We start from the raw sequence: 22,231 nt of genomic DNA on the forward strand, positions 1-22,231 counted from the left end.
TGACAGCCCTTACGCGCGCTGGAAGAACTCCACCTCCGCGAGCGCGATGTGGCGGCCCCGCGTCAGGCCCGCGGGGGCGCCGAGCGTCAGTCGGATCGTTCTGGCGTCACTGATGCCGACAGGGATCGTCTGAGGGCCGGGCTTGTCGCTCAAGTTGATCGCCTTCCGGTGCACCTGGCCGTCCTGTGCCGTCACTTCCATGTCCATCCGCAGAGCGCGCCCCTGGAGCCCGTACTTCTCTGCGGCCTTCGACGCACCATTGGTGATGATCAGGTCGACGAGCCGGAACGGCTTGCTGAAGGTGTACGTCACGGAGGCACCGGAGCGGGGGACGGCCCAGTAGCGGTTGCTGAGCCCGTCCGTGGTGTCGTCCGCAGGGTGCCCGGGAAGCTGGGCGCTTGCCGTGACGCCGGCCGGGGAGACCGCCTTGGCCTTGCCGAGCTTGTCCCGGGTGTCCTCGATCAGATGCCGCCCGCCGGCAGCAGCAGGAAGCCTCCCGCACACAGGGCCATGACCACGGCGATGATCACCACGAGGCGTACCAGGCGACCCGAGCCTCCTCGGGCACGGCGGCGCAGCGGCCAGACCGTCCGCCACCACGGCAGCGGAGTGCTCACGGCAGCGGAGGCCAGGGGAGCCGCACAACGGCGGCAGAAGCGGCGGTCCGGCGGATTGGGAGTGCGGCACTGTGGACAAGGCACACCGGTCGCGGTGTCGTCCGCCGTGGTGGGCCGGACCACCGGGCGCGGGGCCGTCGCCCTGGCGGGCTTGACCGGCAGCGGTGCGGCCGCGCGGGGCGGGGCGGGCGAGGACGCGGGCGGCGCCGGGCTGTCTGCGTCAGCGGGAGGCAGCGGGTGCGTGGCGGGGGCGCCGGGGCCGGCCGCCGTTGTCGAGGCGTCGCCCTCGGCCGGCGCCGGCACGGGGCCCGTACCGCCGGGGGCAGGTGCGGAGGTGTGCTGACGTGGCTGGGGGGCACTTCGTGCCGCTCCTCGCGCCGGGGCTTCCGTGGACGCTGCGGGCGGCGCCGGGTGCTCCGGTCCGCCCGGTGCCGGCTCCGTCTGCGCCGCCGTGGCGGCGTCCGACCAGCCCAGGTAGCCGCCGCAGTTGCCGCAGAAGTCGTCCGTCGCTCCGTTGGACGCCCCGCAGTCGGGACACTCACGCATGAGGTTGCCTTTCTTCACCGGCGGGTGGCCCCGGCAGGACTTCCACCCGGTAGACGGTGTGCACCGGGCACAGCGCCCGGACCAGTTCATGGACCCGGTCCGCGTCGACCGTGGCCGTCCGCTCGGGCCACACCCGGATCAGGACCGCCTCGGCCGGCGCGGGCGGCGGAGCGCTGTCCGCCGTACGCGACCAGACGACGGAGCCGTCTCCGCTGACGTCCGCCCGCACGCCGAGGACCAGGCGCAGCGCGTCCACCAGCCCGTGCCGCGTGCCGCGCCCGCGGTGCAGTTCCATCGCCCGGACCACTGCCTCGCGGCGCAGCTCCACGGGCCACCTCGGGTCATCGATCCCACCGACCCAGGAGGCCAGCCAGGCAAGGAAGTCGCTCGGTGCCACCCGGGGATCGAGGTAGGCGGGCAGATTGTCGAGGGTGGCGAACACCGGGGCCAGCACGGTGTCGAGACCCGCGGTGAACCGCTGGGCGAAGTCGTCGTCGGCGTACAGAGCGGGCAGCTGCGCGCCGATGGGGTACCGGCTGGGCAGCCCGGGGACGGCGGCGCGGCTCATGCGCGGCCCTGCCGGTCCGCGGCGCTCACGACCACTTGATGCTGGTACGAGAAGACGAGCGCGCCGGCGCCGATGTCGATGCGGTCGACGGGAGAGCCGCGCCTGCCCGTGATCGGATCGGCGGCGAACAGCCGGACTTCATCCACCAGCACGTCACCGATGGCGCGTTGCAGCACACCGAACACCTCGCCGTACTGCACCGACCGCCCGAACGGCCAGCCCGTGCCGTCCGGGCCGCCGTGCAGCGGATTGAAGTACCGGAACAGTGCGGCCAGCGCGGCGTCGCGCACCCGGCCGGTGTCACCGGACGGCGCCGTGAGCCGGACCACCACGGTCACGCCCTGGTAGACCGGCGGTTCCACGACCAGCCGGGTTCCGATCAGCCGGCGCTCGTCGAGAGCGCCGGCGACAGTGGCGAGCACCTGGTCGGACGGGATCAGCTGCTCGAAGCGGAGCCGGTCGTCGCCCTCGTCGGCGACCGCGTCGGGCACCACCAGAACCCGGACCGCGCCCGGGTCGTCGGCGGCCGGCAGACAGCGCACCCGGCGCACCGAGGGCGCCGCCCGGCGGGCGATCAGTTCATGGTCCTCGGCGGTCACCGCGCGCTCCTGCATCCGGAGCGCCTGCGGGGCGCGCAGCTTGGCGTTGTCGACGGTCTCGCCGGCCACCCCGCCGCGGGCCGCTTCCCGGTTGCCGACCCGGGCCACGTACGGAACGGAGCTGCGCAGCACATTGATCGCGCCCCGGGCGACGTTGCCCGCAGGGCCGCCGCCGGTGCGGTAGCGCGCCACCCGCACCTGGGCCCCCTTGGGGGGCACGGCGCCGCACGCGCGCAGCGTGCCGTCCGCCTCACGCAGGACCGGAGGAAAGGTGAACTCGCCTGTCGTCGCGTCGACCTGGACGTGCCGGTCCGTGGGCTGCGAGCCTCCGAAGTGGTCCACGACATCCCAGCGCTGCCATCCCTCGGACGAGGAGACCTCCACCTCCGGGGGCGTCCCGTCGAGCAGGACGGGCGGGCGGTCCAGCCGGAAGGTCTGTCCTGCGACGCCCTCCGAGGTGCCCAGCGACACGTCGGCCACCGTCTCGGCGTGCTCCACCGTCATGGTGCCCCCGATGGTGAAGACGGCAGCCTCGCGCACCGTCGGGGACTCGGAGTAGAACGGCTGGCCCGGCTCCGCCTCGACGGCCCGGCAGCGCAGCCACCCCGCGCGCGTACCGCCGATCACCGACGCCTTGTGTCCGGCAGGTACGTACACGACGACCTCGCCGGGCCGGTTCAGACCGCCCGTGGTGTCCTCGCCGGTCTCGCACCGCTGCCAGCGGCCCCCGTCCCAGGCCTCCCACACCAGCGGGGGCTGGCGCGGGTCGACTCCGACGCCCTCGACGCGGCTGTCCAGACGCACCGCGACCACGCAGCGCGGCACCGCAGTCGGCAGACCGAAGAGCAGTGCGTCACCGGGTTCGGGCGCCGTCTGGAAGCACGGTACGTCGCGGCCCTCGGCGAGGGCGCCCGTCCGGTCGGTCTGTTCACCTGTACGGGGAGCCGTCACCAGGCGAATCAACTCGCTCGGGACGATGCGCAGTTCCTCCGTGGTGGCGAACACCACGGCCTCCTCGCTCTCTCCTGCCGCGGTCGTCACCTCGGTGCCCGCGGTCAGGGTCACCGTGTCGGGCTGGGGCGCCGACAGCCAGAAGTCGACCTCGGCGCCGGCCGCCGACGGCGGGAACAACTGAATGCCCAACAGGTCCAGGAACGCGAGGTAGTTCCTGTCCGGGACCCGGTTCAGCCGGTATAGCAGCTGGTCCACGAGGTAGGCGAACGTCTCGATGAGGGTGACACCGGGGTCGGAGACGTTGTGGTCGGTCCACTCCGGCGTGCGCTGCTGCACGTACCGCTTCGCCTCGTCGACGAGCTGCTGGAACCGGCGGTCGTCCAGATTGGGGGAAGGCAGGACCATCAGCTCGTGACCGATTCCTCGGCCCCCTCCTCGGAGGGGATCGTGTAGAAGGGAAAGACCAGGTTGCGCCGGTCGTTGGTGGTCCGCACCGTGAAGCGCACGTCGATGTAGAGGGTGCCCGCGTCCACGGAGTCGAAGGCGACGACCACGTCGTCCACCGCGATCCGCGGCTCCCACCGCTCCAGCGCCTCGCGCACCTGCTGGGCGACCCGGCCCGCGGTGTCGCCGTCGCCCGGGGCGAAGACGTAGTCGTGGATGCCGCAGCCGAACTCGGGTCGCATCGGGCGTTCGCCGGGAGCCGTCCCGAGCACCAGCCGGACGGCCTCCTCGATCTCACGTCCGCGCTCGACCATCGCGATGCCGCCGGTGGGGCCGACCCGCAGGGGGAACGCCCAGCCGCGGCCGATGAACCGGTCGCTCACAGCAAGCCTCCTATCTCGACGTTCAAGGCGCCGGGCGGGATGATCTGAGCGCCGCAGACGGCCTTGTCGCCCACCCGTGCGGCCGCGAACCCGCCGATGAGGACCTGGTTCCCGACCAGGGCGGCCGGATCGGGTTCGAGCACGTTGAGCGGTCCGAGGGCCGCGTGCGGCACGACCGGGCAGACGTGCAGGCTGCCCATGACGGCGGCCGGGCGGCCGCCGATCAGCACACGGGCCACCGCCGCGGCGGCCATGGGCGGCGGGGTGGTGATCCGGCCTCCGTGAGCGGTGGCATCGCCCGTACGGGCTACGGCTGGCATCGGGTACTCCTCGGGATTGCGGTCGGCGGCGGGCGGGGGCCGGCCTCGGGACAGGCCGGGGCAACGGCCTCGGCAGTGGGCTTAGTTGATCCGGATGAGCTTCGCCTTGAGGATCCCGAGCAGACCGCCGTCGACGGTGACCTCCGACTGCCCGGACACCCCCACCTTCCGGCCGCTGATGTCGACGCCGGCCGTTCCCGTGATGTCCACCCTGCGTCCCCGCACGGTCACCGTCCCCTGTCCGGCGTCCAGGGTGATGTTCTTCCTGTCCAGGACGACGGAGGTCGCGGCTCGTTTCGGTCCCGCGTACACGGTGACCTCGATCCGGTCCCGGCGGTCGTCCATGCGTACTTCGAGGAGCTCGTCCCCGGTCACCAGGCGCAGCCCCGAAGGGCCGGGCGCCGCGGCATCGAGGAGCTCCACGCGGTGACCCGAACGCGACGCCACGGAACGGCGGTTGACCTTGCCACTCGTTTTGTCGATCAGCGGTACGTCGTGCGGCGAGGGCTTGTCGACGCCGTTGTAGAGGCCGCCGATGACATACGGGCTGTCCAGCAGCCCCTGCTCGAATCCGACGAGCACCTCGTCGTTGACCTCGGGGCTGACCACACCGCCCCCGCCCTTGCCGCCCCACTGCACGGTGCGAACCCAGTCGGTGACGTACATGTCGTCCAGCCAGGGGAACTTCAGCCGGACCGCGCCACGTTCGGAGCCGTTCGGTTCGCGGACGTCCGTCACCACGCCGATCGCCAGGCCGGGGATGCGCGGGCCGCGGCCGGGCGCGTTGGCGCCGGTGACCAGGCCGGTCAGCGACCGGTCCGGGCTGGCGCTGACCCACAGTGTGGTCCGGTAGCCGCCGTGCGGTTCCAGGACGTGCTGAACGGCTGTCGCCGTGTACCTGCCGGAGAACGCCGTGCCCACGTTGCCGAGCGCGATCGGTTTGCCCGCGCGCAACATCGGGTTGCCGTCGGCCACCGCCTCCAGCTCCGCGTAGTGCGCGCTGACCTGTTCGGCCGTCGCCCGGGCGACCGCCGTCGCCTCGGCCTGCGTACGGTACGGGGTGTCGGTGACGGTCAGCTGCGTCGACTTGCCGAACCGGGCGACGGACGCCGGGTTCAGGCCCGGCACCACCGCCCCGCTGACCACGGACGCCTGCTCGGCGACCAACGGCCGCTTGGTGGTGGTGTCCCAGCCGCGCACCTGCACCTTCGCCGCCGCGTCGGCGACCGAGAGCCCGGCCCTCAGCGCCAGCAGGTTCCGCCCGTACTCCAGGACCAGGGGGTTGCCGGCGGCGGATGTCGAGGGCGCGGGCGCACCGGATGCCTTCAGCGGACGGGTGAACTGCAGCTTGCCCTTGTCGTCGACGCGCACCTGTGCGCCGCTCTCGCCCGCCAGATACTGCAGGAAGTCCCAGTCGGAGACGTTGGCCTGCGACAGCTGCTTGTGCGTGACGGCCGGAGCCTCGACCTTCCCGCAGGCCAGGCCGGCGCCGGCCGCGACCTTGCGGACGATCGCCGCGGTCGTCATGTTCCGGTACGCCACCACCTTCCGGCCGCGCTGCAGGCGGTGGGCCTTGGAGTAGGCCCGTACGACGGTGAACGTGCCCGTGCTGTCCCGGTCGAGTTCGAGGGCCGTGACCTCGCCGTCGAACAGCCGCTCGCGCGCCTGCCCCTTCACGGTCACCACCGAGACCCGCAGGGGCGTGCCGATGGTGATGCCGGTCGCGCCAAGGAACTCGTGGTCGGGGTCCCGGTAGGTGAGCATCGCCGTGTCCGGCAGACCGACGTTCTCGTCCACGACACAGCTCACCAGCTGCGCCGCCCAGGCAGGTGGCAGTTCGGCGGGCGCCTCGATGACGGGGTCGGCCGCGAACGACCGGCCTCCGGGTGCTCCGGGTGTGCTCACGAGTCCTCCTCGCCCGAGGCGTCCCGTACGCCCGGCACCATGAGTTCGGCGCCGGGGCGCAGGGCCATCGGGTCGTCGATGCCGTTGGCCTCCGCGATGGCCCGCCAGGCGGTGGCGTCGCCGTACTCGCGCCAGGCCAGCATGGCCAGGCTGTCGCCCGCCACCACCGTGTGCGTACTGCGGGCGCTGCGCGCGCCCGACGTGGGGTTCTGCCCCGGAGGATCGACACTCGCTTCCTCTATGGACAGCGAACAGGTGGCCCGCAGCGGCTTTCCGTCCACGTCGAAGAGCTTGTACGACACCGACAGGCTGGACAGGACCCCGTCGAACGACGTGGTGCGTGCGGTACCCCATTCGAACCGCACCCAGGGACTCGCCGGCTTCTTCCGGCCCAGGCTCGCGGGAGTGGGCACACATGCCTTCATCAGCTTCTCCACCGCTTGTTCCACGGAGTTGTCATGGGTGGCGGTGGCGTCCAGGAACACTTCGAGGCTCAGCGTGCGCGGACCGCTGCCGACGAACTCCGGCAGTGCGGACTGGCCCGCCATCCTGGAGGGGGTGCGGCGCCATTCGGTGGACTTGCTCAGTTCGAGCGTCGAGGGGTTGAACTGAAGGTTCAGCCGGGCGATCGTGCCGCCCGGCCTGGCCCCCACCGAGGTCGGCGGCTCCTTGAGGGTGAGCTGGGCCCTGACCCGGCTGGTACGGACCGCTGGGGACATCGTGTGCGTTCCTTTCCTGAGCGGGTTCGAAGGGCGGTGAGGAGGGACAACCCATGGCTGGGACGGGGAGGCTGCCGTGCGTCAGGACGGGGTCAGCCCCTGGTGGGCGATCTCCAGGGTCTCCACCGCCGCCGCCGAGTTGGCCGGGTCGAAGGACGGTCCCTGCCACCGCACGGGAACGATTCCGTACACCTGCCAGCTGATGATCCGGCTCAGGTCGGGACGCAGCGCCACGATCTCGCCGTCCTTGGGCTCCACCCGTCGCAGCGTCTCGTCCAGCCAGCGGCCGATCTTCGCCGTGTCGGTCGTGACGGGACGGGTGAGAGTGATGTTCGTCCAGGTCACGCGCCCGGGCAGCTGCCAGGTGAAGCCGTTGTTGCCGCCCTCGGCGTAGCTCTCCATCTCGACCTCGGCGCCCATACCGGAGCAGGTGTGAAAGGCCCCCAGGTCGTTGCCGCCGATGGCGAGGCGGAAGAACACGCTCGTCGCGAAGATGTTGTCCGTCATCAGTCCGTCGTCCTGTCGTCTGTTCCTCGTGCGTGGTGCTCAGCGGCGCCCGTCGAAGGGCCTGCCCGTCCGTTCCCGGCCGCGCCGTAATTCGGTGCGCAGCAGGCGGGCCACCGGGTCGAGCAGGCGCCGGGCGAGATCGTCCAGGTCGGGTCCCGCGTCCTGCGCGGCTTTCCCGTGCGAGCTGCGGCGGACTTCCTGAGCGGTGGCGCTCCGGCCCTGCGCCGGCTGCGCCGCGGTCGCGGCGCCGTCGGTGTGCGTGGCGCCCTCGGTCCGGTCCGGATCGCGTTGGACGAAGGCCGGGGTGGCAGGCGTCGGCGGAGCGGCCCGCAGCGGAGCCGTCCGTTGCGGGGGCGCCGCCGGAGAGGGCTGCACCGGGGGAAGCCGGGGCGAGGGGCCGGTCACGGGCAGGGGGCGCGCCGGTGCCGCTCCGGCCGGGCGGGCCACCGGCACCACGCGTGGCAGCGCGGTGGGCTCGGGGCGTACGACGTGTGGTGACCGCGGCGGGGCCGCAGAGGTGACGCGCTGGACCTGCGCAACCGAGGTGGCGTGCTGCGGGAGGTGTACGCCAAGGGGCGTCGCGCTGCCGCTGCCGGGCGCGTCCGTCCCACGCGGCCAGCGTGCCGCGACCACCGGGCGGGCGCGGTCGGGAGTGCCGGGGGCGTGCATCGAGCCGGTGCCGGTGCCGGTGCCGGTGCCGGTGCCGGTGCCGAGGGTGAGCGGGCGCGCTGTCAGGAGCTGGACGCTGGGCCGAGCCGCGGGCGTTGCTTCGGCGCCCGGGGTGGTGACACCCGCCGCATCCGCCACGGCGCGCGCGACGACCAGAGGAGCGGGCCGGGCGTGGTGCGTGGTGCCCGGGGCCCCACCGCCGGGGCGCGGGTGCGAGGCCGTGCGGACGGGTTCGACATCGCCGGTGGCGCGCGGGTGCGAAGCCGTGCGGACGGGCTCGACGTCGCCCGTGGCCCGGCGTCGCACCAGCGCACCGGGGCCGGTGGAAGCGCCGGGCGTGCGGGTTGCTCCGGTGCCGGGTGCGCCCTCCCGCGAGGTGTCCGACGCGGGAGAGGGCCCGAGCAGGGGAGCTTGGCGGGGACGTCCGCCGGACGGCGTGTCCGGGAGCGCCGCGTCGGCGGACGCCGGTGTGGCCGAAGTGGCAGGGGTGCTCGCAGATGTGCGCTGTACGGCCGACCGGGAATCCGGACCGGAGGCGCGCGCGACACGGGAGCCGGGTACGGGCAGAGCGGCGCTGGGCGGCAGCGTGGAAAGAGGGGGGCCAAGCCCGGTGCGCGGGCGGGACCCGGACTGCTTCGGGGCGGACGGGCGCGTCGAACCGGACCGGGTGGTGTCGCCGCGCGGGGCGGACACGCCGGACGCCGACGGCGTGGCGGGCGCGTTGCGGCCGCCGCCGTCGGACCGCGCCGGACGCCGGTCGGCCACGTCGTCCGCCCGGCTCTGCACGACGGGCAGCGCGGGGCCTGGCGCACTGCCCCCGGCGCGCCCTGAGACGCCGACGGCGCAGCCGTGGAAGGGAGTCCGGGCAACGGTGCGCCCAACGGGGGACGGCCGGTCGCGCGCTGAACGGGCGCCTCCACGACCGGCTGTGCCGCTTCCGCGGGGTCGGCTGCCGGAGTTCCGGCAGGCGCGCTGCTCCGAGTGTGGGCCGCAACGTCGGTCGACGCGTTCCGGGTTCCTGCCGATGGGGCGGAAGGGCGCACCGCGGGCACCCGGCGCACCGGTGCGGCAGTGCGCCGCGCGACGGTCAGAGGGCGGCTCACCGGACGCGGGCGGACGGCCGGCCGGGCCGTGACCGGGCCGGTGGAGCCGGCCCGGCCCGGCTCGTTCTCCCGCTGCGCGGCAGGGGCCCCGGTGGGCTTCCCCCCGGACCGGGGTGGTGCCGTGCGGGCCGCCGGTGGCATCGGGCCGTGGCCCGCGACGGCAGCGGCTCCGGGCGGGGCTCCGGGCGTGGCTCCGGCGGGGCGGGCATCGGGAACCACCGCGATACGGCGGACCAGCGGGAACCGGGTCGGGCTGGGCGAGACGGCGTCGCGGACGCGCGTCGCTCCGGTTGTCGGCCCAGCGGTTTTCCGTGGGGCCGACGCGGAGGTGTTCAGCACCGTCGCGGTGTGCTCGAACGGGAGACCGCGCTGCTGTTGGACCGGCGCGGGTGCGGGAGACGAATCGGAGTGGTCCGCCCGGCCGGAGTGTGAACGGCCGCCCGAAGGAGTCGAGGTGCCGGATGACCGCGGGGCCGCGCTCGGGTCCGTGGCGCCGCTGCCGGACGTGCCGGACGCTGCCGCCTCGGGTGCCCTGGCGTCGTCACGTGCCCGGCGCTGTATCCGGGGCGGCTGTATCCGGGGCGGCTGCGACCGGGGCGGCGTGTGCGGCTGCGCCGCCGACGGGTCAGGGGTGGTGCCCCGGTCCTCGGCGCTGGGCGTACGCGTGCGAGATGACCGATCGTCGTCCCGCGAGGTCCGCCGCACCGGTGGCAGGTCGAGCTGAGGCTGCCCCTGCGGCTGCGCGGGAGTCACCGCGGAGCGGGCGCCCGAGGGGGCCGCCGCCCGTGCACGGCTGTCCGCCCGCGCAGCCGGAGAGCGGCGGCCGCCCTCCGGGGCCGCGCGTTCGCTGCGCGCACCCGGAAGGACCGGTACGTCCGAATCGCCCTTGCCCGCAGTGGATTCGGCTTCCTCCCCGGCCGGTGACAGAGCGCGCAACAGCAGCGGACCGCCTCCGCTGTGGGAGGCGGGAGCCGAGGCTGCCGGGCGGGCCACCCCGTGGACGAGGCCGCCCGGAGCCGAGGGCAGCAGGCCGTGCGCGAGGCCCGTGTCGAACGACGGGTCGCGCCATGCTGCGAGGCCCGCACGGAAGACGAGCCCGTCGCTGACCGCCATGGGGGACCGGGCCAGGGTGAGTTGCGGCGGGGCGGTTCGGCGCCAGCCGCCGTCCCAGTCGCCGGGCACGGCGGACACCGGCGCGGCAGGGCCGGCCTGCCCCCCGGCGGCGGCGTCCGGGCGTCGCACGGCCGGGGTGTCCGGACCGGCGGTGCCGCGTGCGCGACGCACTCTGTCCCGCCATGTCATGCGCTCAACCACCTTCGTTCACCCGGGTGTTGATGCGGGCGATCTCGGTGACCCACTTCTGGCGTTCGCCGTGGGTCAGGTCGAGGATCTCCTCGCGTGGCCAGTGGAAGTGATAGGCGATGTACGCGACCTCCTCCCACAGCCGGGGGAGGGCGTACGTCACGATTCCCCCAGGCGCCCACCGGAGAGGTCGACCTCGAAGCCGCCCTCGCAGTGCGGACACGTGACGGCCGCACGCGTGTGTCCCTCGCTGTTGACGCGCCGGTAGAAGTCCTGCAGGAACGCGACGTCGGTCGCGTACATCCGCTCCACGACACCGGCGTGCACATCCGTGACCGTGCCGATCCGGGTGATCACCTGGCTGAGCAGCACCACGCTCAGATACGCCGGATTCTCCTTGACCCGCAGGTCGATCTGTGGACGCAGCTCGTCGCGGGCGGTCGCGAGGCGCATGGCACCGTGGCGGTGGACGGTGCCCGCCTCGTCGACGTACCCGCGCGGCAGCTCGAACTCGAACTCGGTGCGCAGGCCGTGGTTCCGACCGGACGCGGGAGGGGCGACGGGGGGAGGGGCGACCGGCTCTCCCGCATCCGCCGCGGGCGTGGTGGCCTGGAGGATCTCGTCCAGGTTGCCCGCTGTCACCGTACGACGCCTCATTCGACGACGATTTCCTCGAACACGATGGTCACGGACTCCGTGGCCGCGGAGGACTCGCCCGCCTTGAGCGAGGGGCCTTCCCACTTCGAGGCCCAGCCCTGCATCAGCTGGATGCGGCGGACCGTCTCACCGGTGGAGTCCTTGATCTCGATGGTGAGGTTCTGGCGCGCGGTGTCCACTGCGCCGTTGTTGAGGGTCTCCTTGATCCACTTGGTGAACTCGCTGCTCTGGTCGAGTCCCCGGGTGATCGTGATTTCACCGGCCTGGCGGGCGCCCGGCTGCTTGCGGATGATCTGCTTGCCCTCCGCGCTGACCTGCCGGACCTCGACGACCTCCTCCTCGACGGTCAGTCCGCTGATCTCCTGGATCGACTCGACCAGGTAGCCGCCGAGCTGCACACCGAAGATATGGGTGGAAAGAGCATCGCCCTCTGCCATGACTGTCAGTCACCTTTCGTAATGTCGCGTGCCCCGGAGGTACCGGAGCCGGGTGGCGGAGCCGTGTCTCACTCGTCGACGAGGCTGGTGCTGTCGGAGAACTGCGCCAGCCGGAACACCACGAACTCGGCCGGCTTGACGGGTGAGACACCGATCTCGCAGACCACACGGCCCTGATCGATGGACTCCTGCGGGTTGTTGTCGCGGTCGCACTTCACGTAGAAGGCTTCCGCGGCCGTCCGGCCGAACAGCGCGCCCCGCCGCCACTCCTCGGTGAGGAACGCACTGACATTGCGGCGGATGCTCGACCAGAGCCGGTCGTCGTTCGGCTCGAACACCACCCACTGCGTGCCCAGGAGGATCGACTCCTCCAGGTAGTTGAAGAGGCGGCGCACGTTCAGGTAGCGCCAGGCCGGGTCGGAGGAGAGGGTGCGGGCGCCCCAGATCCGGATGCCCCGGCCGGGGAACGCCCGTACGCAGTTCACACCGATCGGGTTCAGCAGGTCCTGCTCACCCTTGCTCAGCCGCAGTTCGAGATCGACGGCGCCGCGGATGACCTCGTTGGCGGGGGCCTTGTGCACGCCGCGCTCGGCATCGCTGCGCGCCCACACACCCGCGATGTGACCGCTGGGCGGGACGGTGGCATTGCGCCCGGCAGCGGGGTCGAAGACCCGCACCCACGGGTAGTAGAGGGTCGCGTAGCGGGAGTCGTAGCCCGCCTCGTCGTTGCGCCAGTTGCGGACCTGCTGCGCGGACAGTCCGGGCGGACTGTCAAGCACCGCCACCCGGTCGCCCATCTGTTCGCAGTGCGAGATGACGGCGAGCTGCACCGTCCGTACGCCCTCGTCGTCGATGTCGCCGCGCTCGTAGGCGCTCATCAGGTCCGGTACGGCGACCATCGTGATCTCGTCGATGGTCTCCAGGCCGGCGAACCCGGTGCGGGCACCCGCGTCGCCGACGTATTCGGCGGGGTCCAGACGGGAGACCTCGCCCGCTGCGGCGGGGGCGGGGACGGCGGGTGCGTCGGGGACCGCCACCGTCTGCGCCGAGGGCCTGCTCTGGGTGGCGCCGCGCTGCTCCGTGACCTCGATCAGTTTCGAGGCGCGGACCTGGCTGAGGAGGTAACCCTTGACGTTCTTGCGGGTGGAGGCCTCGTACGTCTCGGCCACCTGGTCGCCCTGGCGGACCAGGACCCTGAAGCGGTCCTCGGGCTGGCTCTCCCCTTCGGGCTCGGCGATCTCCACGGACACACCGCTCACGCCGGGCCGGGCAGCGACGAGGAAGCCGCCCAGTTCCACCGACTGCGGTGCGCGGCTGCGGGGCTCGGCCCCGTTCGCGGCCGGGGCGGACGGATCGTCGGAGGAACCACCGATCCGGACGATGTAGGCGGCGCCGCCGCCGTTGGCGAAGTAGCCGTACACGGAGTGCGGCAGATAGGAGCCCTGGGCGAAGCCGCCGAACTGCCGGCTGTACTGGTCCCAGCTGGTGACAAGCGTCGGGGTGTGGAACGGTCCGTCCGCGGCGAAGCCGACGAACGCGGCGACGGCGGTGCCGACCCCCTCGATGGGACGAGCACCGGACTGCACCTCCTCCATGTACACGCCTGGGGTGAGGTACGTCGGCATGCTCGCTCCTTCGCGTTCCTGTGGTTCTGGTCCCTCTCAGCCTTTCTGTCCGCCGCCGCCGGTGGCAGAGGACTTCGGGCCCTGCCCGGGGGCAATCGCCCTGCCCGTGCGGACGTCTGCCCCGGGCGTTGCGTGCACCTCAGATGCCGTCCGCCGCCTGCGCCGTGTACGGGCCGAACTCGGCATCGAGCACCAGGCGGCCGAGCTTGCGGTACTCCTGGGCGACCGCCGCCACCACCTGGCGCATGGTCAGCGGGGAGCCGGACTCGGCCGACAGGTAGGCGGCGGTCACCGCGCAGGCCCGGATCGAGCCGCCGGCCAGCTCGAACCGGTCCGCGCAGAAGGCGAGATCGAGGTCGTCGGCGCGGGGCAGGCGCTCGCCCAGGCACCGCTGCCACAGGGCCAGCCGCTGGGTCGCGTCGGGCACCGGGAAGTCCGCCACGATGTCCAGGCGCCGGGTGAACGCCTCGTCCAGGTTGGCCCGCAGATTGGTGGTGAGGACGGCGATGCCGTCGAACGACTCCATGCGCTGCAGCAGATAGGCCGATTCGATGTTGGCGTGCCGGTCTCGCGCGTCCTTCACGTCGGAGCGCTTGCCGAAGATCGCGTCGGCTTCGTCGAACAGCAGCACCGCGTTGACGGCCGAGGCCTCGGTGAAGATCCGCTCCAGGTTCTTCTCGGTCTCCCCGATGTATTTGTCGACCACCGTGGACAGGTCCACCACGTACAGGTCCATGCCAAGATCGGCGGCCACGACCTCGGCGGACATCGTCTTGCCGGTGCCCGACCCGCCCGCGAACAGGGCGATCACACCACGACCCCGGCCACCGCCCGGCCGCATGCCCCACTGGCCGAGTACCTGGTCGCGGTGGCGGGAGCGTACGGCGAGTTCCCGCAGCCCGCGGTGGGTCTGCGGCGGCAGCACGAGGTCGTCCCAGCCCACCGCGGGCTCCACCCGGCGGGCCAGCCGGGCCAGACCCGCTCCGTTCTGCGCCCGTACGGCGGCGCGCAGGTCGTCGGGTCCGATCGGGCGGCCGGCGAGAGACGCCGTGCGTGCGGCCGTGTCGGCGGCGCGCCGCAGCTGCCCGGCGTCCAGACGGTGGGCAGCCACCGACCGGGCCAGCGCGTCGGCGTCCGCCGCCGAAGCGTCGTCGGCGGTCCTCTCGAGCGCGTCCCGCCACCGCGCGACCTGCTGGTCGGGAGAGGCGGGCGCCACCGTCAGGGTGACGGGCGTAAGGGCGGCCCAGGCCGGGTCCCAGCCGTCCGAGCCGTAGGTGAACAGCGGGACTCCGGACAGTGCTGTGCACAGCGTCCGCAGTGCGTGGGCGCGTTCGGACGGCATGTCAGGCAGTGCTTCCAACGGGCCGACGACCACTCCCGAACCCGTCAGACGCGCTTCGCGGGCAGCGGCCCGGGCCAGCGAGGGCAGGTCACCGCGGCGGCGGGCGAGCGCCGCCGCGTCCAGGACCAGAGGGCGGCGTCCGGACACCCGCAGTGCGGCGCCCGCCAGGCCCTCGGGTGCACCACCGAGTGACCGCAGGTGCACATGGCCGGTGCCGCTCCCGGCTGCCGCCGCTGCCTGCTGGACCTGCACCGTGTCGAGGGTCGGGTCCACGGTGTCCGTACCGAGCACCTCGATGAGACGCGCGTCCGGCACGGAACTGCCGAGCAGATGCCCGGTCACCCGGTCGGGCACCGTCAGCACGCGTGACAACGGCGGCCGGTCGGCCTCCGCGACCTCCAGCAGGCCGCCCTCGACCAGTGGGCCGCCGGGGGAGAGGCGGAACCTGCCGGAGGACATCCCGGTGTGCCCGCACAGCTCCAGCGCGAGGCCGACCGTGGGGCGACGGCGTGTCAGATCGTCGTTGAGATAGCCGTAGAGCCGCTCGAACCGGGAGTCCAGGTCCGGTGCCACGGCGATCAGCAGCAGGTCCACATCCAGCGGCGACAGGCCGAAGCCCACGGCGAGGCGGTCGAGGACGGAACCGGCCGGCGGGACCGCGGGCTCCGGGGCGGGCAGGCCGGGTCCGCCCGGCTCGTCGAGGATCCGGGCGACCGCCGCGGGGGTGAGGTACAGGCCCCGGTAGGGGTCGTCCGGGTCGGGATCACCGGCCCGCCGGGCCGCCACCGCCCTACGCACCCGTTCCTCCACCAGCTGCAGCCGCTGCCACAGGTGAGGAGCGTGGTCCGCCCCATCCCGGGAGCCGGGCTCCACGGTGTACGTCACGGTTGACGGTCCCCTCGTCGTCGGCGGCGCGCGGGCGCCGGCCGGCGTTCCCGGGAGCCCCGAAGCCCTCCGGGCCCGGAGGGCTCACTTCGTCGTAGCGCAGGCGGCGTGCCGCCTCCGCGTCGTCCGGCCCGGACCGCGGCAGGGCGCGGACCAGGAGCCCTTCGGTGACCGGCGGGGCGGCGGCCTGCCGGATACCGGCCAGTGGCGCCCGTACCCGTACCCCGAGGGACGGTTTCAGCTCCCCACCGAGGGCCGACCACACATCGGACGCGGCAGGCGCGTCGAGTCCGGTGCCGCCCGCGTCGAGGCCCACGATGAGGCCGAGCTCGGAGAGCGAGCCGGTCAGCAGGTGCGGTGCCAGCGTGTCGGTCGACACGAGGCAGGCCAGCACCTGGGAGAGCAGCCGGTGTTCGTCCTGTGGCCGGCCCGCCCATGCCGTGACCAGATACGTCAGCTCGAACCACCGCGCCGGCGCGCGGCGTGCCACGACGAACCCGTCGTCGTCGTACACCTCGCCCGCGCTGCTGCCACGCCGCGTGTTGTCCTCGCGGATGTCGTACAGGAAGACGCACACCGTGGGAGCGCTGCGACGGGCCGCCCAGTCGCTGGTGGGCGCGTCGAAGACGACCTCGACGCCCGAACCCGCGATACCGGACTCCTCGATCAGACGGCGCAGCGCCTCGTCGACTTCGTGGATCACCGGCGCGTCACCTCGTCCGGGGGCTGCACACTGCCGTTGACGACCAGGAAGTCCGTCCGCACCGGTGAGAAACCGGGGCCGCTCGCGGTGATGACGCGGGGTCCTGTCTGGTCCTTGGTGAGGATGAGCAGCTGGCCGATGAAGGTGCCGTCGGCCTTCGGAACGGTCGGGGCCGCCGCGGCGGTGATCCCCGGTTTCCAGCGGAACCGCACCGGCACGCCGGGCGGGAAGTCCTTTCCGCGCACCGAGGTCACGAACCCGGGCTTGCCGATCGGGGGTACCGCGACGATCCGCGGCTGGAGGATGCGCAGCCGCTGCCGGGCGGTGTTGTCACCGAGGTCGGCGTCGGTTCCGCTCGTGGTCAGTACACCGGTGACCTGAGCCGTGAGCGCCTTCTTCGGGCTGAGTACGACCTGGAGCACGGTGCGTGCCCCCGGCGCGAGATCCGGCAGGGCGCACACCCGGCGGCTGTCACAGCCCGGGGGCGGCCCGTTGTCCGGGATGCCCTTGGGCAGTCCGAGGCGCAGGCGCAGGCCGGTGGCCAGCGCGTTGCGGCCGTTGCGGACGGTGTACGTGACGACGACGCGGCCCCCGACGTATCCGGGGTTCGGCTGTGCCGTGACGCGCAGGCCCGGGCCGGCCTCGGGAGCCGGCGGCTCTGCGGGCGGCGGCGGTGTGGTCGGCGGTGTCGTGGGCACGGTCGGGGTGGGCGTGGGTGTGGGGTCGGGCGGCGCGGGTGCCTCGGCCACCGGCACCACGGTCCGGCCGGTGTTGTCGCTGGGATTCGGGTCCAGCACGGTGCCGGCGACCGACCAGCCGACCGGCTGGTCGCCCGGCGTGAGACCGGTGAGCGTCACCGTCACCGGGACCGTGCCGCCGGGCGGCACCACGCCCAGGTCGCAGGTCAGGGCGGCGGGGTCGCAGGTGCCGCCGGGCGCGGTCAGGCCGGTCACGGCGACGCCCGCGGGCGGGGCGACGGTCAGCCGGGTGCCGGGTGAGGCGGCGGGGCCGTGGTTGACCACGTCGACCTGGACCGTGCCGGTCCGGCCGACGACGATCTCCCCGCCCCTGTCGGGCGCCTGCAGTGCCAGGTCCACGGACTGCTGGACGCTCGGCTCCTTCTGACGCCCCGGCAGGCCGGCCGTCAGCGGGGTCATGGCCCCTGAGTCGACGTTCACCAGCTGCAGCTTCTCCGGGCTGTTGGCGGGCAGCCCGGCACGGGAGGTGAGCACCAGACTCTCGCCGTCCGCCGTCCATGCGGCGTCCCGGGGCTGGAACGGACCGGAGAGCGTCGTGTCGGGCAGCTCACGGCCGCAGGCGCCCGGCAGATCCCGTGCGGAGCCGGGCAGCAGGACACGGCAGTCGTCGCCGGTCAGCGAGGTGAGCAGGATGCCGTTGTGCTCGTCGAGCAGGCCGCCGCCGTTTTTACGGTTGAAGGCGATCGTCGTCCCGTCCGGCGAGAAGGCCGGGCTGTCGTCGATCACCGCGCAGTCGCCGGGGCAGGCGGTCGCGCTCAGGTCGCGCTGCTGGTCCAGGTGGTCCACCGGCACGGTCCAGATGTGCCGGCTGCCGCCCGCCCCTGCGATCACCGCGTCGCGGGTGAAGGCCAGCGTGGTGCCGTCGGAGGACCAGGTGGGCTGGGCGTCGCCGCCCTGGGCCTGCCCGGCGGGCGGGGTGATCTCGTCGCGGATCTCGCCGGTGGCGGCGTCCGCGACCAGGATGCGCCCCGGCCCGGCCGCGTCGCCGACCCCGCCGGGCGACGTGCGGGTGAAGGCGAGGTACTTGCCGTCGGGGGAGAACGTCGGGTCGGTGTCCCAGTCCTTGGCTCCGCGGCCGGCCAGCGGCATCGCCCGGGCGTTCGAGCCGTCGGCGTCGGCCATCCAGATCCGCTCGATCCGCCCGTCCGCCGGGCCCTCGAAGCGGGTCAGTACGATCCGGCGGCCGTCGGGCGTGTAGTTCTGCCGCTCGGTCCAGGGGTCGAACCCGGCGGCAGGCCGGAACAGCGGGTCGTGGGACGGATCGGTGTCGGTGTCGGCCGCGGGGTCCTCCTGGAGGATCGTCAGGCCGAGGTCGCGCGGGTCGGAACCGTCCGTCCGGACGTCCTGGAGGGTCACCACGTGCGGACCGGAAGCGGACGTGCGGTCCACCACCGCGGTCCCGCCGTCGACCGGCCCGAGCCAGGTCGCCGCGGTGACCTCCCGGTCCTCGCTGAGCACCAGCGTGGGAGTGTCCGTCGAGTGGGCCGGCACCCGGAACACATGGTCCCAGTCGCCCTCGCAGGCACAGGTGCGGTCGGGGCTGAGGAAGAGCAGACCGTCCCCGTCGGGCAGCCACGCTGCCCCGTGGGTCTCCCAGCCGGCCTGCGCACCGGACAGCAGCGGGCCGCCGCCGCTGCCGTTTCCGGCCGTCCAGCGCAGCCGGGGCCCGGCATCGCCGGTCGCCGTGTAGGCGATGATGTCCCGGTTCTCCTCGTCGTCCACCGGGTTCCAGACCGGCTCACTCGCCGTGCCGTCCGCCGGTGCGCTGACGCGGACGGCCACGCCGCCCCGCAGGGGCCGTACGTAGATCTGCTGCCCGGCCGGCGAATTGCTGTCGCCGGAGTACGCCAGACGCTGCCCGTCCGGCGAGAGCGTCGGGGACTCCTCGTCGACGGGGGTGTCGGTCAGCCGGGTCGGGGCGCTGCCGTCGGTCCGCACCATCCAGAGATCGCGCTGGGTGCCGTTGCCGGCGCCCGGCTCGGCCGAGTCGAACACGACGGTCTGCCCGTCCGGACCCAGCCGCGGGTGCGCCGCGTCGCGACCGCTGGTCAGCCGCCGTACCGACCCGTCGGCGGCCCTGAGGTAAATCTGTGGCTTCTTCTCGTCGCGGCGGCTCGCGAAGACCAGCTGGTCGCCCAGAGCCGATGGCTGGATGTCGGAGTGGGCCGGCCCCTCGCCGAACAGAGGGGTGCTGGAGGTGGTGGTCGCGACGCGGCCCAGACTGCGGTGCCGGGTACCGGCGTACGCGATCCGGGTGTCGCCCTGGCCGGCCGCCCCAGGTGCCTCGGCCGCCGTGGTCCCGGGGCCGCTGGGACCGGAGGCCCCGGTGACCGCGAGGAGGGGGACCAGCAGAAGCACCGACAAGCCGAGCCTCCCCAGGCGGTCCCGCCGGCCGCCGGAACCATCCGTGCCTGTCACGGCCCACCCCGCAGTTCGAATTCCGCCGTCGCACACATGCCGGCCATCCTGCGTCCCGCAGGGCCAGGAGCGGCAGGGCCCGCAGGACGCACCCGGGGGAACGCTCGGTGCGCTTTCAGGCAGTGGCGAGGCGGCCGTCGGGCCGGCTGTGGGCTGCCGGGCGGTCAGATGAGGCCGTTGCGCAGCGCGTAGCCGACGGCGTGGGCGCGGTTGCGCAGTTCCAGTCGCGTAATGACCTCGTGCAGAACGTTCTTGACGGTGCGTTCGGAGAACGAGGTCTTGCGGGCGATCTCCGCGGTGTCCATCCCGTCGGAGACCAGCCGCAGCATCTCCGCCTCGCGCGAGGTCAGCGTCGACAGCGATATGGCGCGCGGGTCGAGTGCCGAGCGCTGGAGACTGCCCACGTGGCTGAGCAGCTTCGCCAGCAGATCACCGGGGAGCACGCCCTCGCCGTTGGCTATGGCCAGGACCAGGCGCAGGAGCCGGTCCTGGTCGGCCTCGGCGCGCCGCAGCACCGCCGCGACACCGGAGTCGATCGCCCGTTGCAGTGCGTCCCCGGACTCGAAGGTGCCGACCACCAGGCCGGTGCGGGTGGTGGCGTTGTGCCGCAGCCGGTTCAACAGAGCGGACGTCTCGTTGTCCACGGCGTCCACGACGACGAGCGACACCTGGGCCTGGTCGGCGTCGGCGGCGTCCTTGAAGTCGATCTCGGGCCGCTGGCGGAGCTGTTGGACCACTCCGACGTGCAGGATCGGGTCCGGCGCGTAGACGGCCACGGAGACACGCTCGGGACGGTCCGTACGTGCCGGCCACCGGGTGGCGGACGAAGGGGCGGTGCTGCTCGCCTGAAGGCAGGTCATGGGTGTCAATACCTGTTCCGTATGCGTGTGTGGGGGGTGCGGCCGATGTGCCCGCGGAGGGAACGGTGGTGCTCGGTAGCCGGAGACGGCTGCCCGGAATGGCTCGTCACTGTCGGCGTGGAGGCCAACAGAGGTCTTTGGAAAGGTCGTTGGCCGGAGTGTGCAGGGGCACCGCCACTGCCCGGTGCGTTGCCCCGGGGCCTCTCCCGGGGCCGGGAGGGGCGTCGTAGCGTCGGCGCGTGACGTCTCCAACAGCCTCTCCCAACCCCGGTGCGCCGGGTCTCGACATCCCCGAGGTGTCGGTGGCCCCTGGCGGTACCGCGTCCACCAGCCTGACCGTCCGTAATGACAGCGACATCGTCGAGGCGTACCACCTGGAGGTCATCGGCGACTGCGCCGCATGGGCCACCGTCGAACCGGAACGCGTCTCCCTCTACCCCGGTACGTCGGAGACGGTGACGATCCGGCTGGACCCGCCGCGCTCCTCGGAGGTGCGGATGGGCGAGGTCCCCCTCGCCGTCCGGGTGCTGCCCACCGAACATCCCGATGCGGTACGGGTCCCCGAGACCACCGTGCGTATCGAGGAGTTCCGCCTGCTGCGCACCGAGATCGCTCCTCGGCGACGCCGCGGCTGGCTGCGCGGCCGGTACCGGCTGGCGCTGCGCAACGAGGGCAACGCCCCGGTGCAGCTGGGCTTCAAGGCCGCTCAGCCGGGCGAGGAGCTGGCATTCGCGTTCCGCCCGACGGCACGGAAACTGGAGCCGGGCGAGTCGGTCGAAGTGGGTCTGCGGGTGCGTACCGGGAAGCCGGTGTGGTTCGGCAGTCCGGTGGTTTGGCCCTTCACCGTCGCGGTCACCGAGAGCGGCCGGGACGCCGACCACCCGGAGCCCGCCGATGCCCAGGCCCTCCGGGCGCCGCTGGACGCGGAGTTCGTCCAGATACCGGTCTTCCCCAAGTGGCTGCTCGCCGTGCTCGCCGCGATCCTTGCGCTGCTGCTCGCCTGGTTCACCCTGGTGCGGCCCGCTGTGCGCAGCACGGCCAGGGACGCGGTCGACGCAGTCATCCAGCCGCGCCCGACGCCGGGCGGGGCCGACGACCCGGATCAGGGGACCGGTGCGGGGTCCGACCGGAAGCCCGGTGGCGGCGGTTCGAGTGCGAAGCCGGGGACCGGCGGCGACGGCACGGGCACCGATACCGGCAGCGGCAGCGGCAGCGGCGGCAGGGCCGGCGAGCAGAGTTCGGCCACCATCGATCTTCAGACATCCACCGGACCGGGCGAGACCGGCACGTACAAGGTGCCTGCGGGCAAGGTGTTCGAGGTCACTGACATCGTCGTCGCGAACTTCCAGGGCGATGAAGGGGTGTTGACCATCAACTTCGGCAAACGCAAGATCACCACGATTGCGCTGGAGACCTTCCGGAATCAGGACTACCACTGGGTCACCCCCATCAGGATCGCCGAGAACGACACGGTGACGGCCCAGGTGACCTGTGCGAAGCCGGGCACGCCTGCCACGGGGCGGCGTGCGCAGAACTGCCATGAGGTACTCAACGTGAGCGGTGTGCTCAGCAGCACCAGGTGACCAGGTGTCAAGAACATGGTCGGTGAAACTTTGCCCTGGTGCAAAGAGGAGGAATCCCTGCGCGTCCGGAAATCGGACCCTGAGCCATCTGGAACGGATGCCCTCTTTACGCTCCTATGTTCTGGTGTCGTCGTCCAAATACCCGGATGTGGCGGCGTGGGCAGCCTCATCGGGACCCTGAAAATTTGGCTGGATCTTGGCTGCCGCTCGGAGCGGCCGAGGGGGCATAGCAGGAGGTCAGCGGCCGTGCCCCTCGGCGCGCGGCCGCTGTGCGCTGTGGCCGTCGGGAGGAGCACTGTGCGAGCACACCGGCACCGCACTGGTCGG

18 protein-coding genes and 1 pseudogene are annotated in these 22,231 nt (G+C 73.0%); 1 reads left to right on the forward strand and 18 read right to left on the reverse strand.

The genetic code is table 11. The features are described from left to right. Positions 1 to 9 precede the first annotated feature (9 nt). From LNW71_RS28940 to LNW71_RS29025, 18 genes and pseudogenes are all read right to left on the reverse strand, one after another. A complete protein-coding gene (locus tag LNW71_RS28940; RefSeq protein ID WP_250970887.1) occupies positions 10 to 504 on the reverse strand; it encodes a hypothetical protein in 495 nt (164 codons plus the stop codon). Next, on the reverse strand, positions 462 to 1,163 hold the full coding sequence (locus LNW71_RS28945; protein WP_250970888.1) for a hypothetical protein: 702 nt from the start codon (positions 1,161 to 1,163) through the stop codon (positions 462 to 464). The genes LNW71_RS28940 and LNW71_RS28945 overlap by 43 nt, the downstream gene beginning before the upstream one ends. After that, positions 1,156 to 1,731, reverse strand: coding sequence for a phage tail protein (locus LNW71_RS28950; protein ID WP_250970889.1), 576 nt, complete (start codon positions 1,729 to 1,731; stop codon positions 1,156 to 1,158). Before LNW71_RS28950 ends, LNW71_RS28945 begins: the two co-directional genes overlap by 8 nt. Continuing rightward, a complete protein-coding gene (locus LNW71_RS28955; protein WP_250970890.1) occupies positions 1,728 to 3,689 on the reverse strand; it encodes a putative baseplate assembly protein in 1,962 nt (653 codons plus the stop codon). Before LNW71_RS28955 ends, LNW71_RS28950 begins: the two co-directional genes overlap by 4 nt. Then, entirely contained in the window at positions 3,689 to 4,111 is a 423-nt protein-coding gene (locus LNW71_RS28960) for a GPW/gp25 family protein (protein ID WP_250970891.1), read from the reverse strand. Before LNW71_RS28960 ends, LNW71_RS28955 begins: the two co-directional genes overlap by 1 nt. Further along, positions 4,108 to 4,431, reverse strand: coding sequence for a PAAR domain-containing protein (locus LNW71_RS28965; protein ID WP_250970892.1), 324 nt, complete (start codon positions 4,429 to 4,431; stop codon positions 4,108 to 4,110). The genes LNW71_RS28960 and LNW71_RS28965 overlap by 4 nt, the downstream gene beginning before the upstream one ends. 81 nt (positions 4,432 to 4,512) lie before the next feature. Beyond that, positions 4,513 to 6,336, reverse strand: a complete 1,824-nt coding sequence (locus tag LNW71_RS28970) for a VgrG-related protein (protein ID WP_250970893.1) — start codon at positions 6,334 to 6,336, stop codon at positions 4,513 to 4,515. Further along, complete coding sequence (locus LNW71_RS28975) at positions 6,333 to 7,055, reverse strand: LysM peptidoglycan-binding domain-containing protein (RefSeq protein ID WP_250970894.1); 723 nt, start codon at positions 7,053 to 7,055, stop codon at positions 6,333 to 6,335. The genes LNW71_RS28970 and LNW71_RS28975 overlap by 4 nt, the downstream gene beginning before the upstream one ends. Positions 7,056 to 7,136: 81 nt before the next feature. Continuing rightward, positions 7,137 to 7,562 carry a phage tail protein gene (locus LNW71_RS28980; RefSeq protein WP_250970895.1) on the reverse strand — a complete coding sequence of 142 codons (426 nt, stop codon included), beginning with the start codon at positions 7,560 to 7,562 and terminating at the stop codon, positions 7,137 to 7,139. Between the two features lie 39 nt (positions 7,563 to 7,601). Beyond that, positions 7,602 to 8,537 (reverse strand): hypothetical protein, encoded by a 936-nt coding sequence (locus tag LNW71_RS28985; protein ID WP_250970896.1) that lies wholly within the window; start codon positions 8,535 to 8,537, stop codon positions 7,602 to 7,604. A 2,103-nt stretch (positions 8,538 to 10,640) separates the two neighbouring features. After that, positions 10,641 to 10,799, reverse strand: a complete 159-nt coding sequence (locus LNW71_RS28990) for a DUF6760 family protein (protein ID WP_250970897.1) — start codon at positions 10,797 to 10,799, stop codon at positions 10,641 to 10,643. Further along, the gene (locus LNW71_RS28995) at positions 10,796 to 11,293 is read right to left on the reverse strand and encodes a zinc-ribbon domain-containing protein (RefSeq protein WP_250970898.1); all 498 of its coding nucleotides are present in this window, start codon (positions 11,291 to 11,293) and stop codon (positions 10,796 to 10,798) included. The genes LNW71_RS28990 and LNW71_RS28995 overlap by 4 nt, the downstream gene beginning before the upstream one ends. After that, on the reverse strand, positions 11,290 to 11,730 hold the full coding sequence (locus LNW71_RS29000) for a phage tail protein (RefSeq protein ID WP_164560583.1): 441 nt from the start codon (positions 11,728 to 11,730) through the stop codon (positions 11,290 to 11,292). The genes LNW71_RS28995 and LNW71_RS29000 overlap by 4 nt, the downstream gene beginning before the upstream one ends. Positions 11,731 to 11,798: 68 nt before the next feature. Further along, complete coding sequence (locus tag LNW71_RS29005) at positions 11,799 to 13,355, reverse strand: phage tail sheath subtilisin-like domain-containing protein (protein ID WP_250970899.1); 1,557 nt, start codon at positions 13,353 to 13,355, stop codon at positions 11,799 to 11,801. Between the two features lie 139 nt (positions 13,356 to 13,494). Further along, positions 13,495 to 15,582 carry an ATP-binding protein gene (locus LNW71_RS29010; RefSeq protein WP_250970900.1) on the reverse strand — a complete coding sequence of 696 codons (2,088 nt, stop codon included), beginning with the start codon at positions 15,580 to 15,582 and terminating at the stop codon, positions 13,495 to 13,497. Beyond that, positions 15,579 to 16,285: pseudogene (locus LNW71_RS29015) on the reverse strand (DUF4255 domain-containing protein). Before LNW71_RS29015 ends, LNW71_RS29010 begins: the two are co-directional and overlap by 4 nt. Continuing rightward, positions 16,282 to 19,401 carry a hypothetical protein gene (locus tag LNW71_RS29020; RefSeq protein WP_250972179.1) on the reverse strand — a complete coding sequence of 1,040 codons (3,120 nt, stop codon included), beginning with the start codon at positions 19,399 to 19,401 and terminating at the stop codon, positions 16,282 to 16,284. Before LNW71_RS29020 ends, LNW71_RS29015 begins: the two are co-directional and overlap by 4 nt. Positions 19,402 to 19,625: 224 nt before the next feature. Continuing rightward, the gene (locus LNW71_RS29025; RefSeq protein ID WP_250970901.1) at positions 19,626 to 20,321 is read right to left on the reverse strand and encodes a response regulator transcription factor; all 696 of its coding nucleotides are present in this window, start codon (positions 20,319 to 20,321) and stop codon (positions 19,626 to 19,628) included. A gap of 239 nt (positions 20,322 to 20,560) precedes the next feature. On the opposite strand from LNW71_RS29025, the gene LNW71_RS29030 reads away from it, so the two are divergent. Beyond that, on the forward strand, positions 20,561 to 21,904 hold the full coding sequence (locus tag LNW71_RS29030) for a hydrolytic protein (protein WP_250970902.1): 1,344 nt from the start codon (positions 20,561 to 20,563) through the stop codon (positions 21,902 to 21,904). Positions 21,905 to 22,231: the final 327 nt, after the last annotated feature.

This window comes from Streptomyces sp. RKAG290, assembly GCF_023701695.1.
GTDB lineage: Bacteria > Actinomycetota > Actinomycetes > Streptomycetales > Streptomycetaceae > Streptomyces.

Bases quoted from the DNA above. Each gene is read 5' to 3' on its own strand.
- LNW71_RS28945 (WP_250970888.1), bottom strand. From the start codon at position 1,163: ATGCGTGAGTGTCCCGACTGCGGGGCGTCCAACGGAGCGACGGACGAC.
- LNW71_RS28950 (WP_250970889.1), bottom strand. From the start codon at position 1,731: ATGAGCCGCGCCGCCGTCCCCGGGCTGCCCAGCCGGTACCCCATCGGC.
- LNW71_RS28955 (WP_250970890.1), bottom strand. From the start codon at position 3,689: ATGGTCCTGCCTTCCCCCAATCTGGACGACCGCCGGTTCCAGCAGCTC.
- LNW71_RS28965 (WP_250970892.1), bottom strand. From the start codon at position 4,431: ATGCCAGCCGTAGCCCGTACGGGCGATGCCACCGCTCACGGAGGCCGG.
- LNW71_RS28975 (WP_250970894.1), bottom strand. From the start codon at position 7,055: ATGTCCCCAGCGGTCCGTACCAGCCGGGTCAGGGCCCAGCTCACCCTC.
- LNW71_RS28980 (WP_250970895.1), bottom strand. From the start codon at position 7,562: ATGACGGACAACATCTTCGCGACGAGCGTGTTCTTCCGCCTCGCCATC.
- LNW71_RS28995 (WP_250970898.1), bottom strand. From the start codon at position 11,293: ATGAGGCGTCGTACGGTGACAGCGGGCAACCTGGACGAGATCCTCCAG.
- LNW71_RS29000 (WP_164560583.1), bottom strand. From the start codon at position 11,730: ATGGCAGAGGGCGATGCTCTTTCCACCCATATCTTCGGTGTGCAGCTC.
- LNW71_RS29005 (WP_250970899.1), bottom strand. From the start codon at position 13,355: ATGCCGACGTACCTCACCCCAGGCGTGTACATGGAGGAGGTGCAGTCC.
- LNW71_RS29025 (WP_250970901.1), bottom strand. From the start codon at position 20,321: ATGACCTGCCTTCAGGCGAGCAGCACCGCCCCTTCGTCCGCCACCCGG.